The sequence below is a fragment of the Oscillospiraceae bacterium genome, assembly GCA_009780275.1.
Classification (GTDB): Bacteria; Bacillota; Clostridia; order Oscillospirales; family UBA929; genus WRAI01.
The window spans coordinates 1-16,059 of record WRAI01000022.1; the positions used below are offsets into that span (position 1 = coordinate 1).

General features: G+C 47.5%; 15 protein-coding genes. 7 read left to right on the forward strand and 8 right to left on the reverse strand.

What is annotated here, in order from left to right; all coding sequences use genetic code 11:
* The 3 genes from FWE06_07375 to FWE06_07385 form a co-directional block, all read right to left on the reverse strand.
* Positions 1–1,201, reverse strand: a 1,201-nt coding sequence (locus tag FWE06_07375) for an SPFH domain-containing protein (GenBank protein ID MCL2546994.1), incomplete at its 3' end; no start/stop codon positions are given.
* A gap of 33 nt (positions 1,202–1,234) precedes the next feature.
* Positions 1,235–1,813 carry an NfeD family protein gene (locus FWE06_07380; GenBank protein MCL2546995.1) on the reverse strand — a complete coding sequence of 193 codons (579 nt, stop codon included), beginning with the start codon at positions 1,811–1,813 and terminating at the stop codon, positions 1,235–1,237.
* 140 nt (positions 1,814–1,953) lie between these two features.
* Positions 1,954–2,430 (reverse strand): CarD family transcriptional regulator, encoded by a 477-nt coding sequence (locus FWE06_07385; GenBank protein ID MCL2546996.1) that lies wholly within the window; start codon positions 2,428–2,430, stop codon positions 1,954–1,956.
* Positions 2,431–2,620: 190 nt separating this feature from the next.
* Here FWE06_07385 and efp point away from each other — a divergent pair, with 190 nt between their 5' ends.
* The 7 genes from efp to FWE06_07420 all read left to right on the forward strand — a co-directional run bounded on the left by efp (position 2,621) and on the right by FWE06_07420 (position 9,754).
* Positions 2,621–3,184 (forward strand): elongation factor P, encoded by a 564-nt coding sequence (efp, locus tag FWE06_07390; GenBank protein ID MCL2546997.1) that lies wholly within the window; start codon positions 2,621–2,623, stop codon positions 3,182–3,184.
* On the forward strand, positions 3,184–4,092 hold the full coding sequence (gene nadA, locus FWE06_07395; GenBank protein MCL2546998.1) for a quinolinate synthase NadA: 909 nt from the start codon (positions 3,184–3,186) through the stop codon (positions 4,090–4,092). Before efp ends, nadA begins: the two co-directional genes overlap by 1 nt.
* A gap of 4 nt (positions 4,093–4,096) precedes the next feature.
* Positions 4,097–5,668 (forward strand): L-aspartate oxidase, encoded by a 1,572-nt coding sequence (gene nadB, locus FWE06_07400; protein ID MCL2546999.1) that lies wholly within the window; start codon positions 4,097–4,099, stop codon positions 5,666–5,668.
* A gap of 9 nt (positions 5,669–5,677) precedes the next feature.
* The gene (locus tag FWE06_07405) at positions 5,678–6,151 is read left to right on the forward strand and encodes an NUDIX hydrolase (protein MCL2547000.1); all 474 of its coding nucleotides are present in this window, start codon (positions 5,678–5,680) and stop codon (positions 6,149–6,151) included.
* Positions 6,152–6,173: 22 nt separating this feature from the next.
* Positions 6,174–7,031, forward strand: coding sequence for a carboxylating nicotinate-nucleotide diphosphorylase (gene nadC, locus FWE06_07410; GenBank protein MCL2547001.1), 858 nt, complete (start codon positions 6,174–6,176; stop codon positions 7,029–7,031).
* Positions 7,032–7,062: 31 nt separating this feature from the next.
* Positions 7,063–7,644: a histidine phosphatase family protein gene (locus FWE06_07415; GenBank protein MCL2547002.1), complete on the forward strand. Its 582-nt coding sequence runs from the start codon at positions 7,063–7,065 to the stop codon at positions 7,642–7,644.
* 514 nt (positions 7,645–8,158) lie between these two features.
* Positions 8,159–9,754, forward strand: coding sequence for a recombinase family protein (locus FWE06_07420; GenBank protein MCL2547003.1), 1,596 nt, complete (start codon positions 8,159–8,161; stop codon positions 9,752–9,754).
* 69 nt (positions 9,755–9,823) lie between these two features.
* On the opposite strand, the gene FWE06_07425 is transcribed toward FWE06_07420, so the two are convergent.
* The 5 genes from FWE06_07425 to FWE06_07445 form a co-directional block, all read right to left on the reverse strand.
* A complete protein-coding gene (locus tag FWE06_07425; GenBank protein ID MCL2547004.1) occupies positions 9,824–11,995 on the reverse strand; it encodes a peptidoglycan-binding protein in 2,172 nt (723 codons plus the stop codon).
* Positions 11,996–12,309: 314 nt separating this feature from the next.
* Entirely contained in the window at positions 12,310–12,933 is a 624-nt protein-coding gene (locus tag FWE06_07430; protein ID MCL2547005.1) for a CDP-alcohol phosphatidyltransferase family protein, read from the reverse strand.
* A 325-nt stretch (positions 12,934–13,258) separates the two neighbouring features.
* Positions 13,259–13,864, reverse strand: coding sequence for a hypothetical protein (locus FWE06_07435; GenBank protein MCL2547006.1), 606 nt, complete (start codon positions 13,862–13,864; stop codon positions 13,259–13,261).
* A complete protein-coding gene (locus FWE06_07440) occupies positions 13,858–15,135 on the reverse strand; it encodes a S1 family peptidase (protein MCL2547007.1) in 1,278 nt (425 codons plus the stop codon). The genes FWE06_07435 and FWE06_07440 overlap by 7 nt, the downstream gene beginning before the upstream one ends.
* A 266-nt stretch (positions 15,136–15,401) precedes the next feature.
* On the reverse strand, positions 15,402–16,043 hold the full coding sequence (locus FWE06_07445) for a TIGR03936 family radical SAM-associated protein (GenBank protein MCL2547008.1): 642 nt from the start codon (positions 16,041–16,043) through the stop codon (positions 15,402–15,404).
* Between the last annotated feature and the right edge of the window lie 16 nt (positions 16,044–16,059).

The window sequence follows — 16,059 nt, forward strand, 5'->3', positions numbered from 1 at the left end:
ACGTAATATCCCGGATGGCGTCAACTTGAATGCGCATTAAGTCTTCCATCTTGTCAGTCAGCATGAGTTTCAACGCGTCATTGGCATCGCCGCCCGCGGCTTTAACCATCTCTGCCAAACCGGCAGCCTGTTTGAGCAGCAGTTCTTGTAAACCGCGTGCCTCAGCCTCTTTACGCAAGAAAATTGCATCGGCGTCACCTCGCGCGCGACGACGAATTTGCTCAGCTTCAGCTTCGGCTTCCAGTTCCATACGTTGTTTGGCAATTTCAGCTTGCGTAATAACGTCAGCTTGCAATGTGGCTTTCTCACGCTGCGAACGCACCACCTCTGCGTTTTTCTCAGCAGCATAAGCTTCTTCAAGTGCCTTTGCCTCTTGGATTTTCTCAGCAGCAATGGCAATCTTCGACGCTTCCGCCTCTTTTTCACGACGCGCGGCATTACTCATAGCAATGGTCACTTGCGCTTCGTTTTCGCCCGTGATTGCCATCGACTCGGCATCAGCAACCTTAACACGCTTGTCGCGGCTGGCGTTTGCTTCGCCGATTGCGCCATCGCGATCTTTTTCGGCAACCGATTTTTTAGCATCGTTAATGACCTTGGCCGCCGCCTCGCGTCCCAGTGCCGTAATATAACCCGATTCATCACTGATGTCGGTGATGTTGACGTTAATCAAACGTAATCCAATTTTTTTCAGCTCGGTTTCAACGTTGTCCGACACGGCTTCAAGGAATTTATCACGATCGGTGTTGATCTCCTCAATGTCCATTGTAGCAATAATCAAACGCAGCTGACCTAAAATAATATCGCTCGCCAACTCTTGAATTTCATTCTGTTTTAACCCCAACAAACGCTCAGCAGCATTCTGCATAACACCTTGCTCAGTCGAAATGCCAATGGTAAACCGGCTGGGTACGTCAATACGAATATTTTGCCGTGACAACGCGTTTCGCAAGTCAACCGACAGCGATAGCGGCGTCAAGTCCAGCCATGCATATGACTGCACAACAGGTACAATAAATGCCGCACCACCATGGATACACTTGGCACTGCGTGCCGTGCCGTCCTTGTTCTGCCCCACTTTACCGTAAATAACCATCACTTTATCGGCCGGACACTTCCGATAGCGTTTAAGCAGTACAACCATCAAAGAAAAAACGAGTAAAAACGCAACGCTGACTAAAATAATGAGTTCTGTTGACATGACAATGCTCCTTTAAATAGTTTATATGTAAATTTATTTGCGTACAACAATCAACGTATTGCCCGATACATCGACAACCGTAACCCCCGTATTTGTCGGCAATGCCTCCTCTTCATCCGTCATAGCTGTGCACTCCATATACCGACCTGACGCCAAAACATTGACTTTACCGTTTCCCTTGCGCGCCGCCGGTATGGGCAAGTACACTGTACCACTCGCGCCAATGGCCGTTGAAATTTCAACAGCGCCATTTGCCTGTAATTTCATAAATGTAGCAAATATGTATGCCATCAAAATCATAAACAGCACACCAACAGCTGCTGCAATCACCACCGATAATGCAGAATGTATATCATTGGCTTCCAGCACCAGCCCCGTCCAGCCAAACATGCAAAAGAAAGCAATCACGCCGCGTACGGTGAAAAGATGTAAGCCATCGTCAGTAATCGCCGCACCGGCATCATCACCGACATCACAGTCAGAAGTGCCGCCACCCAACGTACCAAAAAACAAAGTAAAAATTGTCTGAACTACCAATAAAACTGTTGCCGGAATGGCGACAACAGCAAACACTTGCGCCAATGTACCCAATCCGTTAAACCAATTGACCATAAAAGCCCCCTCTTGTCGTGTCTCATGTATGTCGATTTTTCGGCAAAATTCCAGCCTTTCAATCTCCGCTTCCCAGGCTTCACCAACTACGCGAAAGTTTATTGACACTCCAATTTTTTCGGCCGCCTGCTCGGCAACTCTTATGCCAGCGCAGCAACCACACGCTCTTCCACAACTTCATAACTGCAATCCAGTGCTAACACTAATTCACTGATTAATATATTCTTGGCGCTCATCATCATTTTGCGCTCAGCATCGGACAATTTCGTTCGCGCTTCCCGCGCCATCAAGCCCTTGACCACTTTTGACACTTCCAACAAATTCCCGCTTTTCAGCCGCAGCATATTCTCGCGGTAACGGCGATTCCAGTTATCCGTCATCTCAATTTCAATACCCACCATCACTTCATACAGCCCCTCAGCCGTTTGTGCATCAATCACAGCGCGTACGCCAATTTCCTCGCTTCCTTGAACCGGCACCATGACGTTGATATCACCCAACGGAATGCGCAAGACGTAATATTCGCGATTGACACCGTTGATGCGCTGACAACTAATGTCCGACACTGTGCCCGCGCCATGCAGTGGATGCACAATATTGTCTCCAATGCTAAACATAACACGCACTCCTTTTTAGTTTTGTAAACAATTATACCCTATTCACAAAATAATAGCAAGCGTTTTTTCTTTGGAAGAAAGAGATGAGGTTATTTAGACAAAGATTCTTCGACTTGCGCATCACTAAATTCTATGTTATAATAAATGCTATAACCATTCTAAAAGCAAACAGTTTACGGAGGATTACAATATGATTAGTGCAGGCGATTTTCGCAACGGTACCACTTTTGAAATGGATGGCAACGTCATGCAAATTATCGACTTCCAGCATGTCAAGCCCGGCAAAGGCGCGGCATTCGTACGTGCCAAGGTGCGCAATGTTATCAATGGTGGCGTCATTGAGCGTACATTCAATCCTAACGAAAAATTTGAAAATGCATTTGTCGAGCGCAAAGAGATGCAATACCTGTACAGCGACGGCGATTTATATTATTTCATGGACAACGAGAGCTACGAGCAAATCCCCATCAACAAAAGCGTACTTGATGACAACTTCCAATTCGTCAAGGAAAATATGGAGTGCAAAGTGCTGTCCTACAAAGGTAGCGTGTTCGGCGTAGAACCGCCGCTGTTTGTTGACCTAAAAGCTATTTCAACCGAACCCGCTGTACGCGGCGACACCACCGGCAATGTGCTGAAAGCGTGCACAATGGAAACAGGCGCGATTGTTAAAGTGCCGCTCTTCATCGAAGAGGGAGAAATGTTGCGTATTGACACACGCACCGGCGAATACATGGAGCGCTCTAAACTATAATGACGACTTTACAAGATGCTGTTTCTCGCCTAAAAACTGAGAAAAACGCCATGATTTTGGCGCATTTATACCAAGACCTAGCTGTGCAATCCGTAGCTGATGTTGTTGGCGACAGCTTTGAGATGGCGCGTCAGGCAGCGCTTTCGCCGGCTGATTTGCTGATCGTTTGCGGCGTGACATTCATGGCCGAAAGTGCTAAAATCCTCAGTCCAGACAAAACAGTACTCCTCCCCCGCTATGATGCCGGATGCATTATGGCGGATATGATTACGCCATCGGATGTGCTGGCCTTGCGGGCGCAATACCCTAATGCCGCCGTGATGTGTTACGTCAACACCTCAGCGGCAGTCAAAGCAGTGTGCGATGTGTGCTGTACCTCATCGTCAGCAGTCAAGATTGCAAAAAAACTGGACGCCGACACAATTATTTTCGTTCCGGACCGCAATTTGGGCGGTTATGTCGCCGCGCAAGTGCCGGAGAAACAATTTGTGTTTTTTGACGGTTGTTGCCCCATCCACGATGACGTGCCGCTCGAGCGCGTCCACGCCATCCGTGCGCGTTACCCCGATGCTTGCTTGCTGGCGCACCCCGAATGTAAGCCCGAAGTTGCCGCCGCCGCCGACTATGTTGGCAGCACATCACAGATGATAAACCGTGTGTTGGAGGGCAAAGAACAGACTTATATTGTCGGCACAGAAGTCACCATCGCCGAATTGCTCCGCGAACGTGCGCCTGAAAAGACCATCTATGCGCTCTCGCCCATGATGGTTTGCTCCAATATGCGCAAAACAACCGTGGAAGACGTGCTGCACGCATTGGAAAACGAAGTGCATCTAATATGCTTATCCGAAGAGGAAATGACAGGGGCAAAGGCCTCATTAGAGAAGATGATAGAATTGGGGAAGTGATATATTGCGCCGATTCATTTTGCCGCCCGAGCTGATTAGTGTGCCGCCGGGCGGCGTTATTGCAACTGATGTCCTTATTGCCGGAGCAGGCTTGGCAGGACTATATGCCGCATTGCAGCTCGACCCGTCTTTGCAGTGCATTATGCTAACCAAAGAAGGCGTGCAATCAAGCAACTCTTGGCTGGCACAAGGCGGTATCGCCGCTGCTATCGACACAAAAAACGACGATGCCGATGTGCATATGCATGACACGATGGAAGCCGGCGCGGGGCTATGCGACCCTGATGCCGTGCGCGTTTTGGTCGATGAAGGCCCGTCCGACATCGACACACTTTGCGCCATGAATGTGCCGTTTGATCTCGATGAGGAAGGCGGTTTATCCATCACGCGTGAAGGCGGACACACGCGCCGCCGCGTCGTACACGCAGGTGGTGACGCAACGGGGCGCGAAACGGTTAAGGTCTTGACATCACTCATCGAGGCTTGCCCAAATCTCGAATTTATGCAACACGCCTTTCTGCTCGACATACTGACAGATGAGCACAATGCTGTCTGCGGCGCAATGGTCTATAACGACGATTATATTCGCATTGACGCACCGATTATCATTATCAGCACCGGTGGTGCAGGGCAAATGTTTCATAACACCACAAATCCGTCTGTGGCAACGGGTGACGGGCTTGCCGCCGCATTGCGAGCAGGCGCGAAAACACAGCATATGGAGCTGGTGCAATTTCACCCCACTGCACTATACACACCCGGCGACAAAGCACACACACCATCAAGCAGCCGCTTCTTAATCTCTGAAGCATTGCGCGGCGAAGGTGCAATCCTTACCGATGCCATGGGCATCCGTTTTATGCCCGACTTTCACCCCAATGCCGAGCTTGCGCCGCGCGATGTCGTCAGCCGCGCCATCAAGCAAACCATGGAGCGTACAAACTTTCCGCATGTCTATCTCGACATCACCTCACGCGGACGCGGCTATTGCGAAACAAGGTTTCCAACCATTGCGCGGCATTGCGCTAAGCTGGGCTATAATTTGAGCGTTGAGCCTATCCCTGTTGTGCCGGCACAACATTATATGATTGGCGGCATTGCCACCGATTTGCAGGCCCGAACAAACATTGAGGGATTATATGCCTGTGGCGAAGTTGCCAATGTCGGTGTGCATGGTGCAAATCGTTTGGCCTCTAACTCCATGCTCGAATGCCTTGTTTTTTCCCGCCGCGCCGCACAAGATATTGATAGCTTGCCCCGCCCCATTACACGGGGAGCGTGCAATATTGATAGCGCACCGGAGTCGCCCCCTACACATCAAATGCCAAAATCTGCCGCCGTGATGAAACGCGCCATCCGCGACATTTGCGAACAAAACGCCGGCATCACACGCACTAAGGCCGGACTAACACGCGGTTGCCATCAAATCGACGGCATTGTCAAACAGCTCGACCGCGCAAAGTTACATGACAAAGCGACGTGGGAATGTTACAATATGGCTATCACGGCACAGCAAGTCTTGCATAGTGCATTGGCACGGCGTAAGAGCGTTGGCGTACATTATCGGGTTGATTAGGGAGCAATTATGAACGACTACATCAAAGAAATGCGAAAACAAATTGGTAACACGCCGCTTTTATGCATCGGTTGCGGCGCGATTGTCGAGAATGAGTGCGGCGAAGTTTTGCTTCAAAAGAGAATCGATGACGGTACATGGGGAACACCCGGTGGCACAATGAATTTTAATGAAACTTTTATTGAAACCGCTAACCGCGAAGTGCAAGAAGAAACGGGGCTGATCATCAAAGACCTGTCGTTGTTCGGCATATACTCAGGCAAAAGTAGCGTTGTTGAATATCCAAACGGCGATGTTTGCTTTGGCGGTCATATTGTTTTCAAGACAACTACATACAGCGGAACGCTTCTCGCCTGCCCGGCCGAAAGCGCAGAATTAAATTTTTTTGCCAAAGATAACCTCCCTCCAAACCTCCATCCATTCCATGCCATCTGGATAGAACAATGGCGCAAAGGCGGCAACACCCCCGCCTTTGTCGAATAGCATTATCAAAAGGAGTTCACCTATGAAACTCAATAACTTCACCATTGACCCTATCCTGCTCAACGCCTTGCGCGAAGACATCGGGCATGGCGACATCACGACCGAAAGCTGTATTCCTGTCAATACAACGGCATGCGGTCAATTTGTCGTCAAAGCAAGCGGCATTCTCTGCGGGGCAGATGTTGCCGCGCGGGCGTTTGGGTTGCTCGATGAGTCTGTTATATTCACTGCGCGCTACAACGATGGCGATACTGTCAAAACAGGCGACATTCTCGCAACCGTTGCAGGTCCTGCAAGGGCAATTTTAACAGGCGAACGCGTTGCACTCAACCTCCTGCAACGCATGTCGGGCATTGCGACCATGACGGCAAGACTACAGGCCCTCATGCCTCTCGCAGACGACGGTCGCCCTCATTGTAACGTCGTTGATACACGCAAGACGACGCCCGGGCTGCGTGTGCTAGAAAAATACAGCGTGCGCATAGGTGGTGGCGGCAACCATCGTTTTAATTTATCCGATGCCGTGCTGATTAAAGACAACCATATCACGACGGCAGGTGGCATCGCACAGGCTGTTGCAGCGGTGCGAGCAAACATGCCACACACAGCAAAGGTAGAAGTTGAAGCGGCAACACTCGACCAAGTGCAGCAAGCGTTAGACTGCTACGCCGACATTATCATGCTCGACAACATGGACAGCTTCATCATGCGTAAAGCTGTTGCATTGATTGATGGGCGTGCTATTGTCGAAGCATCAGGCAACATGGGCGAAAAAGATTTAACCGAAGTCGCCGCGACAGGCGTAGATGTCATCAGCGTCGGCGCGTTGACGCATAGTGTGCAGGCGTTGGATATTTCGTTGTTATTGGAGGTAGAATAATCGTGCCGGATTTATATTAGACGGTGTAGATATGACTTGTTATTTAGTAAGACATGGACAAGATGATGAAACTGTACGCGGCGACTGGAGCGATGCAGGTTTAACTGGTGAGGGAAAACGACAAGCAAAGGGTTTAGCTGATTATATTGTCGAAAATAAATACGAGCTAAGAATCGAAAGATTGTTTTCAAGTGACTTGCCAAGAGCCGTAGAAACTGCAAGGTTCATTTCAATAGCACTAAACTTAGAAATCGAGCCAATCCCCGAATTCCGCGAGACAAATAATGGTGTACTTGCGGGTATGTCTAACGATATTGCAAACGAAAAATATCCTGGTTTGTTTTGGAGTACGCTAGACTGGAATGAAGAGTATCCGCAAGGCGAAAGCCCTCACATTTTTTACGAGCGCGTCAAAGTAGCATGGGAGAACTTTTCCAAAACCATCCGAGAGCGAAATAAAAATGTACTGCTTGTCACTCATCAAGGTGTAATAAATGTTATATGTTCACTCATTGATGGTTCGATATATTCAAATAAAATGGAAATGTCAAAAGCAGAATACACTGCAATAATCCCGCTAAGTTACAGCGATAATGCTTGGGTGAGGAAGTAAGCAATAGCAAAGTTAAATCCTCAACCCTTTGCACCCCTTGCAAATTCAAGGTTTCAAGGCACGACAGGCAGTCCAAAATGGCACAAAATCAATACCATTAGCAACGCACTAGATACACTACTAGTGACAAAAATTGAAACTATTTCTCAGTTTCAAAAGCCACTAAACCGCTCAACTGCTTGCAGTTGGCGGTTTTTGCCGATGAGCAAAATTAGAGTCCGCTCATCGATTTCAAAGCTATCTACCCCAACTTCTAGACAAAATGCAGCGCCCCCTATCAAGTAGACAATTAAAATATCGAAACACGCGCGGAAACCGGACTGCCGCTACGGCATCGCTGACATACGTCGCAATTCAAGCGGCGCAAGCCAGCCGAGCTTTTCTTGGTAACGATGGTTGTTGTAGAATAGGATATACTCATCAATGGCGAATGGCATCGTTGACAAAACATGAAGAACACGCGATAATTAGGGTGAACCCTATGGCAGACTGCCGCCAAAAGGAGGATATTATAATGAGGCAGTCTACCGAAATCACCGCTTTGTATGTTCGTTTGTCGCGTGACGATGAACAGCAGGGCGACAGCAACAGCATTGCAAATCAAAAAGCGATGCTCGAAAAATACGCAAAAGATAATCAGTTTCGCGACATGCAAGTATTTGTTGACGATGGCTACACAGGTACAAACTTTGACCGTCCGGGTTGGAATGCCCTGATGGAGCAAGTTGAGATGGGTGCAGTGAAAACCGTCATCGTCAAGGACATGAGCCATCTTGGGCGCGATTATTTGAAAGTGGGATTTTATACGGAAGTCGCATTTCCGGAGAAAGGCGTTCGGTTTATCGCGGTCAACAACGGCATCGACAGCGCGAATCAACAAGACAGCGATTTTACGCCGTTTTTGAACATCATCAACGAGTGGTATGCCAAAGATACGAGCAAGAAAATCCGTGCCGTGATGAAAAACAAAGGCGAATCGGGGCAATATCTTACGACCATTCCGCCGTATGGTTACATGAAAGACCCCGATAATTCCAAACGTTGGGTTGTAGACGATGAAGCGGCAAAAGTTGTTCAACGGATTTTTGCCCTGTGTCTTGACGGCTACGGACCCTCGAAAATAGCCCGAATACTGAACGAAGATGGAATAAAGTCACCGAGTGAAAATCATTGGGCAACGACCACAGTTGCAAAGATTTTAGAGCGCAAAGAATATCTCGGTCATACTGTCAACTTCAAAACCTCGCGTATATCGTACAAAAACAAGAAAAAACTCGACAATCCAACCGATAAACACATGGTTTTCGAGAATACGCACGAGCCAATCGTTGACCTCGATACTTGGGAAAAGGTGCAGGAACTGCGAAAACGCAAACTCCGTCCGGCGAGAACAGGCAAAACAAATATGTTTTCGGGCATCGCTCATTGTGCCGATTGCGGCGCGAAGTTGTATTATTGCACGAGCAAAAACTTCGAGTCACGGCAAGACCATTTCGTCTGCTCGAATTCTCGCTCAAAGGGCAAAGAAATTTGCGGCACGCACTTTATTCGAGCCGTGGTTTTGGAAGAAATGGTGCTGTGGCACTTGCAAACTGTAACCGATTTTGTGAGGCAATACGAGGACGAATTTCGCAATCGTGTGAATGCCATGCGATCTGCGGATTTGAAAAAAGAACTAGCTACCAAGCGCAAACAAATCACGCAGGGCGAAAAGCGGATTTCCGAACTTTCCAAGCTGTTTAAGCGTTTGTATGAGGATTTTGTTGCCGAAAAACTCACCGAAACACGGTTTCAAGATTTATCTACCAACTATGAAACAGGACAAGCCGAACTGCAAGCAAAACTGGGACAATGGCAGGTTGACTTCGAACAGCAGGAGCAGCGCGGCAACGATGTTGACAGGTTTGTAGACAAGTGCAAAAAGTATACTGATATTGCTGAACTCACGCCAACGATTTTGAACGAATTGGTGCATAAAGTGTTTGTCGAGGCTCCCGACAAATCCAGCGGCAAACGGCGGCAGAGCCTGCACATCAGCTATGATTTGGTGGGCGTGTTTCCGGCACTGGAAACTTGCACCACACAAGAAAAATCCGCAGATGTAGCGTAAGCTACATCTGCGGCGAAAACAGACAATGCTGTTTTATGGACGGCTGCCCTATGGCGGGGATTTTTACTATCAATCGTACAAGGCCCCACGCCGTCCAACAATTTCCTTCCATGTCGCGACGTCAATATTTCCGCTTGCCGTCAATCCAAATAACCGTTGGAATGACAATACAGCCAACTGCATCAACGGACCGTAATGTCCTTCAACTTTGATCTGCGGAATTTGTGCGTACACCCGACCGATATCGTTCAAATACTGCTGCATTTGTCTGATTGCGTCGCTCTGCATATCAGCGCGCAACGTTTCACCCGGAAATATCAACCCATCTGCCCCAAGTAATGATTCCGGCATGTCGTCCGGCACGACTGCATTATCTGCCTCAATCGCTTGCACCGCAATGACACGATTGGCGCTTGGAATGCGCAACACCTGCCCAATGTTGAGAACATCGTTTATCAAACCATTTAGCGAACGAAGCGCGTCAACTGTTGTACCAAATCGCTGCGACAGCAACCATAGCGTATCACCTGCCACCACAGTGTAATCAAATGTACCTTCCGGCGGCGCTGGCGTGCTGCCTGGAATTTGCAGCACTTGCCCAATGCTGAGAACGTCGCTTACCAAACCATTCAAAGATCGAAGCACGTCAACTGTTGTACCGAATCGCTGCGACAGCAACCATAGCGTATCGCCTGCCGTCACGGTGTAGTCAAAAGTTTCGCCGGTCGGCGGCGGCGCGCTTGTCAAATTGTTACACTCCATCACAACACGCGCCCATGTAATCGGCCCAATGATGCCATCTGCATTCAACTCGAATTTCCGCTGAAAAGTACGCACAGCGTTCTCAGTCAATGGCCCAAAAATGCCGTCTTCTGCCAAACGCGGCTGCGCCCCAAGATTGTTGAGCATACGTTGCATGGTGCGCACATTTTCGCCGCGTGAGCCGTTACGTAACAACGTACCGGGATAGGCCGGATTGCCGCAAGGCACTGGCGGCGGCAATGGAATGTTTCCACCCGGCGGTGGCGGCAGCCCCTCCGACCCGAGTTCTGCCAACCGCGTTACAGCGGTGAAAATCTGCGAAATCCGATACCATGTGGCGCGGTTGACAACACCCGTCTGCGGCAAGCTAAACACTTGTTGAAACGTTCGCACCGCCGCCGCTGTCTGCGCTCCGTATACACCGTCCTCAGCGGCTTGCGGAATCAGCGGGAAGTTGCGCCGAATGCGATTGAGCATACGTTGCAGCATTTGTACATTGGCACCCGCCGCGCCTTGACTCAGTGTGCCGGAAAATGACTCAAAGTTCGAGCGAATGTTTGTCGTTGTGATAACGTTTGTATTCACGCCGAAATAGAATCGCAGAATTGACAAAAAATCGCGGCCCTGATTGGCAAGCGTAACCGTTCCCCACTGACTCAGCCCGCTGCAAGTCACACGGTGTCCATCACAGTACGTCGCAAACAACGGCTCAACACCGGGCGGGCGATTGATATAAGTGTTAAAAATCTCGTCAACAATTGCACCCACGCTGGCAAAAATATTGCGCCCGTCAATAAACTTCTGGTCAAACTGCGTGGTATTGGTAATGTCAAAATTATGTCCACGGCTGGGATACCACTCGGTAAACACGCGGTTGATGGCCACCGAAATCTGGCAATGAATGTTGGCGCGGAGCGAGTGATACGGCCAGTCGGGGAAAATCTCCGACGACGCCACATTTTTGAGGTAATCAATAAATGACACAGTAACAACGCGCGCGGCCGACGTCGGCGCACCGAGTTTGACGCGAATACTCGTCGGAATAAACACCTCGCGGTGCAAGCGCCCCAATGACGGCGGCGGTGCCGTTTCATAGCGATGGGCATCAGGGTCAAGCAACGTATTTTCTGGGATGTCGATTTCCTCAATTTCGCCGGGCTGCTCGGCGCGCGGCATATTGATCGGCAATTCCGACGGCATGTCGGCAAACATCTGCACACCGACGACTCTCTCTGTCACATACCCGTCTGCTATCACCTCGACAATGTATTTGCTGTACGGCCGCACGGGCAAATTGGGGTCAAATTGCGCCTCACGTGGCGGCGTTTGCAGCTCAATGCCCGGCGAAAGGCCATTTTCATCGGAATACACCGTCGTAATGTTGCTTCCATCCATATTGCTGACAATAATTTGAGCGTTTGGAACAGGAAGTGCCTCATCAAAAGCACTCACCCGCACAGTAAGTATCGCTGTACTCATGGGTCATCTCCTCTCATTTTGGCAGATACACAGTTTTATGTATATGCGAAATGTGCGGCAAAAAGTGCTTGTATTATAAAATATGTTGATATTTTCTTTTATTTCCCTGCATAAAGTAAACAAGCCCATGAGGAGATAAACTCATGGGCTTGTATTATGCTTAGCCGTCCCGTACGTTCGCGCAACCAATGCCGCTGCTCTCTCCGCCAAAAACTCTTGCGACTCCTCTGCCGACAAATAGCCGGCACCCGGAGCAGGTCCTATTCCTTCATAAATTGCAAAATAACCAGTCTTATTATCAACGACTTTTTTACTTATACACTTTGAGGTTGGCTGTCCATCAACTGTTTCTCTCTATACTCTTCGTTTATCTGTTTGACTTGCCAAAACCCTCTGATATCCTTGTTGGGATAGTCGAGTGTGCTGATAATGACCATCTCTTCAAATGTGATGACAAACACTGCAAAAATAATAAATAAGATATACATGCTTACAAAATTGGCTTCGGGGAAAATAAAGTACAAAACGGCGGCACTGAACAACAAGAACCCTAAGATTTTGTTTGAAATTGTATGTAAGAAGAACACTTTGCGATGTTTGATAAGACCGGGTACTGCTGACATCAGTTTGAAGCCAAGAGCCACTAAAATGCCGGGCCACAGCCACGGCCACAAATTCATAGCGGGCATGATAAAGAAAATGGCAACGATAACCATAAACATATCAGCCATACTGTCAAGCTCCGCGCCAAGCTCGCTGGGTGCATTCTCTATCCTGCGCGCTAAAGGCCCGTCAATCATATCGGACAAACCAGCGAGGACAAAAATAATTTTGCTCGGCAAGGACAGCGGATAACCCAATAGGGATATAACAACCAAGCTGGCCACTAAAGTAAATCTTATGATGGTTATGGTGTTTGGTATGTATCTAAGTTTCATCTTCTTGCTCCTTTTTGCGCATCTCGTCGAGTATACATGTTTTTTGTTGAAAAGTCAAGCAAGAACAATGGACGTGCGCAGATGCTCTATGCTCCTGCATCCAATATGCGCACCATAGCCGTCACCATCATTTGACTGTGAAACTCCATTTGCGGTGAGAAAAAATAATTCAAATACATTGATGGCGATGTACCGCGAGTCATAAAGCGTTTTGACAAATACCTTTCACTATATTGACGAAACAAACCTCATAGGATAGAGCCAAAATGACCATATCCAATAGGGTTTGTTTATTGACTATCAATTCTTATGCAATGTAGACACATCAATCAATGATAAATTCAGCAATAAGATACGCCTCTTGCCATGTGTTTCCCACTTCTTCAGACTCAACAAAATCATATACTATGCTTTTTACTAATCGATATGAACCAGTAGGCAAAATTCCATATGGAGGCAGATGCCCATATGCTCTATCGCTTCCCCAATGTTTCCAAAGGAGATTTAACTCTGAAGAGTTCCGCTCATGTTCATCTGTTCTTGTTGAAGGCAAAACATCTTGTGCTAATGGGAGGAACGCCAAATCCATCGTCTCTTCCTCATTAATCGTGTACCATTCTCCATGAATTTTAATTTGGATAAAATAGCTCTGACCAAAAGTTATTGTGTGTTCACTTTCATTTACTATCACAAATTGAGCACTACACGCTAGTAAAGTATCTTCTTCCACAAACAATGTCACGCCTTTGAGTTCTTGTAACGCAAGACTTCGCGGGCCTATCGGCCACGGAAGATGTTCATGCTCACTGGTATTAACATTGCCACTATAAAGCATAAATAAGAATACGATATTCGCGACAAAAGAAATAAGCAAAGAACTAGACAGAATTCTGAAACGGCTTATCTTTATAAAATTCACTTTTCTTACCAAGGCGTAACGCCCAGCCTTGAAACAACTCGACAAGCGGGAACGTGATAAGTAGTAGTGCTAGTCCCTCCTGTGATAATCCCCGCTTTGTGCCGCTCTGATGTGGTACCACCACCTGCAACAATGCCACCGCTATCACCGTTTTGAACACCTATTGACGTTCTAACAACCCCTCTTATTGTTACATTGCCTGCAGTAGGGTGTCTAGCAGTAAAGTTAGTATTTGCGCTAGTGACTAATCCCGTCCGTGCCCCTGAAACTCTCCCTCTTGACCACGCCCGCGCTCCAATCGGCATAGATACCCCAGCCCTGCCGCGAGTTAGATTAAAATTATGACCAGGCACATGATTTGTGGGTTGGAACGTAGTATTAGTTCTACGAATGAAACTTGCATCTACATCATTAGGGGATTGTGTAAAGATATTCCTTTCTACTATTCCGAATCTCGTTGTACCAATGTTGACATGATTGCCCTCACTCCAAAAATGTCCTGTTGAAACAATTCCAAGTTGTCCCGCTGCATTCCTTGCCCAGAAACCAACGCTAGGACCACTAATGTTGTTACCAGGTGAAACAGTTGTCATAAGCTCTATATTACTGTCTGTGATTTCAATATTTACAATATCACTTATGCTATCCATTTCTACGGAGTTGCAAAAATCGGCTGTCATGCTCACTGTGTTTTTCACCATATGTGTAAACACTTGCTCAAATATGCCACCTCTTACCACAGTCCCTTGTTGCAACACAGATACACTTACCGCATTGTCAGGAAAGTAAAGTCCTACACTTACTATATTTGACACAAAAAAATCGTCGGAGTCCAAATCCATTATCTCTGTAATGGATTCTTGAACGCTTTTCAAATCATGTATTGAGTGTGCTACTTCTTCAAAAGTAACTTGACTCACATCAATAATACGTTCAAAGTAACGTACAACATCGTCGTTCAATGATGTTACAAGAATTACAAGACTGCTTTCTTCGTTAATAAATGCACCACCGTAAAATTTAGGATAATTCATTTCATCTTCTGGAGTATAAATCTCTGAATCGTTTCCCCACGCTCTGCGCATTTGATTGTAAATTTCAATTGCCGTATCTTCTCTTTCTTGCATTTCTCTTGAAAGATACATATATGAATCAACTATGCGTGAAGCCGTAACACGTGATTCATTGTTAAGCCGAGCATTACCATGGGCTTGGCTTGCGAATATTGTACTGAGCATAAGTACAGCAACAAAAATGACACCTAGTTTCTTTGTTTTTTTCATGATATTTTCTCCCTCTTTTTTATTTTTTAATTTTTCGGACAGATTTTTTGACATTACAACACAACAGTTCGCTTTAACCACCTCTCTTAAATTTAGTTATTACAGAAACAATAAAAACAAAAGCATCGGGGTCTGCGCCCGTCAACGCAACTGTCAATACACCTGTCGTCAGCGACCCAATGTTTTCAATTGTCACTAAGTGTTGCTGAGGCTCATTACCTCATTATGTTTCACCTATTTTATCATAGCGTATCATATGTTCGATATTATTGCAATAGTAAAAATGCCCCATCCAGCACTGCCAGCCGCGTCACCGCGGCACTCCCCCACCCCATATCGGGATACGTTTGCGCCAAGGCTTGGCACAACAATGTCGGGCTGATTAACGGCTCACTTGCGCGAAGCAATACGGTGTAAACAATCTCCTCGCCGTCAGCTTGAACATCGGACTGCGCAATGTGTGGCACGATGTCGATTGTTTTCATGCCGGATTTGCTCTTTTTCTCAATGTTTACTGCACCGTTTGTTAAAAATTGCGCCAGTTTATCGCCGTTGTCGGCACTTTTTATCCGCAGTTCCACTTTCGTCCAAGCGATGTCTTTGATCGGGCGTAATTCCTGCGTATACGACAACGCTTGAAGCCCCGGTGGCAACGTAGCGTTGAGTTTATCGAGAATGCTGTCGTCAGGCGACGCTTCCAGCTTGACATCCAAAATCTCGCAATGGCTCTCCGCCCCCACAGGCAACGGCAACGCCACCGACAAATACGGATGCGGGTTAAAGCCCTCCGAATGTGTTAATGCAATGCCCGCCCGATTAAATGTCCGCCGCCAGACGTTCATCAAATCAAGATGCGAGATATATTTTGCTACGCCGCGCTTAGCGTAGATGAATCGTGTTTTTGCCATACTTTCCTCCTTGTAT

Excerpts from the sequence above, each read along its gene's own strand:
- FWE06_07440 (MCL2547007.1), bottom strand. The coding sequence starts at position 15,135 with ATGAAAAAAACAAAGAAACTAGGTGTCATTTTTGTTGCTGTACTTATG.
- FWE06_07425 (MCL2547004.1), bottom strand. The coding sequence starts at position 11,995 with ATGAGTACAGCGATACTTACTGTGCGGGTGAGTGCTTTTGATGAGGCA.
- efp (MCL2546997.1), top strand. The coding sequence starts at position 2,621 with ATGATTAGTGCAGGCGATTTTCGCAACGGTACCACTTTTGAAATGGAT.
- FWE06_07445 (MCL2547008.1), bottom strand. The coding sequence starts at position 16,043 with ATGGCAAAAACACGATTCATCTACGCTAAGCGCGGCGTAGCAAAATAT.
- nadC (MCL2547001.1), top strand. The coding sequence starts at position 6,174 with ATGAAACTCAATAACTTCACCATTGACCCTATCCTGCTCAACGCCTTG.
- FWE06_07405 (MCL2547000.1), top strand. The coding sequence starts at position 5,678 with ATGAACGACTACATCAAAGAAATGCGAAAACAAATTGGTAACACGCCG.
- FWE06_07415 (MCL2547002.1), top strand. The coding sequence starts at position 7,063 with ATGACTTGTTATTTAGTAAGACATGGACAAGATGATGAAACTGTACGC.
- FWE06_07430 (MCL2547005.1), bottom strand. The coding sequence starts at position 12,933 with ATGAAACTTAGATACATACCAAACACCATAACCATCATAAGATTTACT.
- FWE06_07385 (MCL2546996.1), bottom strand. The coding sequence starts at position 2,430 with ATGTTTAGCATTGGAGACAATATTGTGCATCCACTGCATGGCGCGGGC.
- FWE06_07420 (MCL2547003.1), top strand. The coding sequence starts at position 8,159 with ATGAGGCAGTCTACCGAAATCACCGCTTTGTATGTTCGTTTGTCGCGT.
- nadA (MCL2546998.1), top strand. The coding sequence starts at position 3,184 with ATGACGACTTTACAAGATGCTGTTTCTCGCCTAAAAACTGAGAAAAAC.
- FWE06_07380 (MCL2546995.1), bottom strand. The coding sequence starts at position 1,813 with ATGGTCAATTGGTTTAACGGATTGGGTACATTGGCGCAAGTGTTTGCT.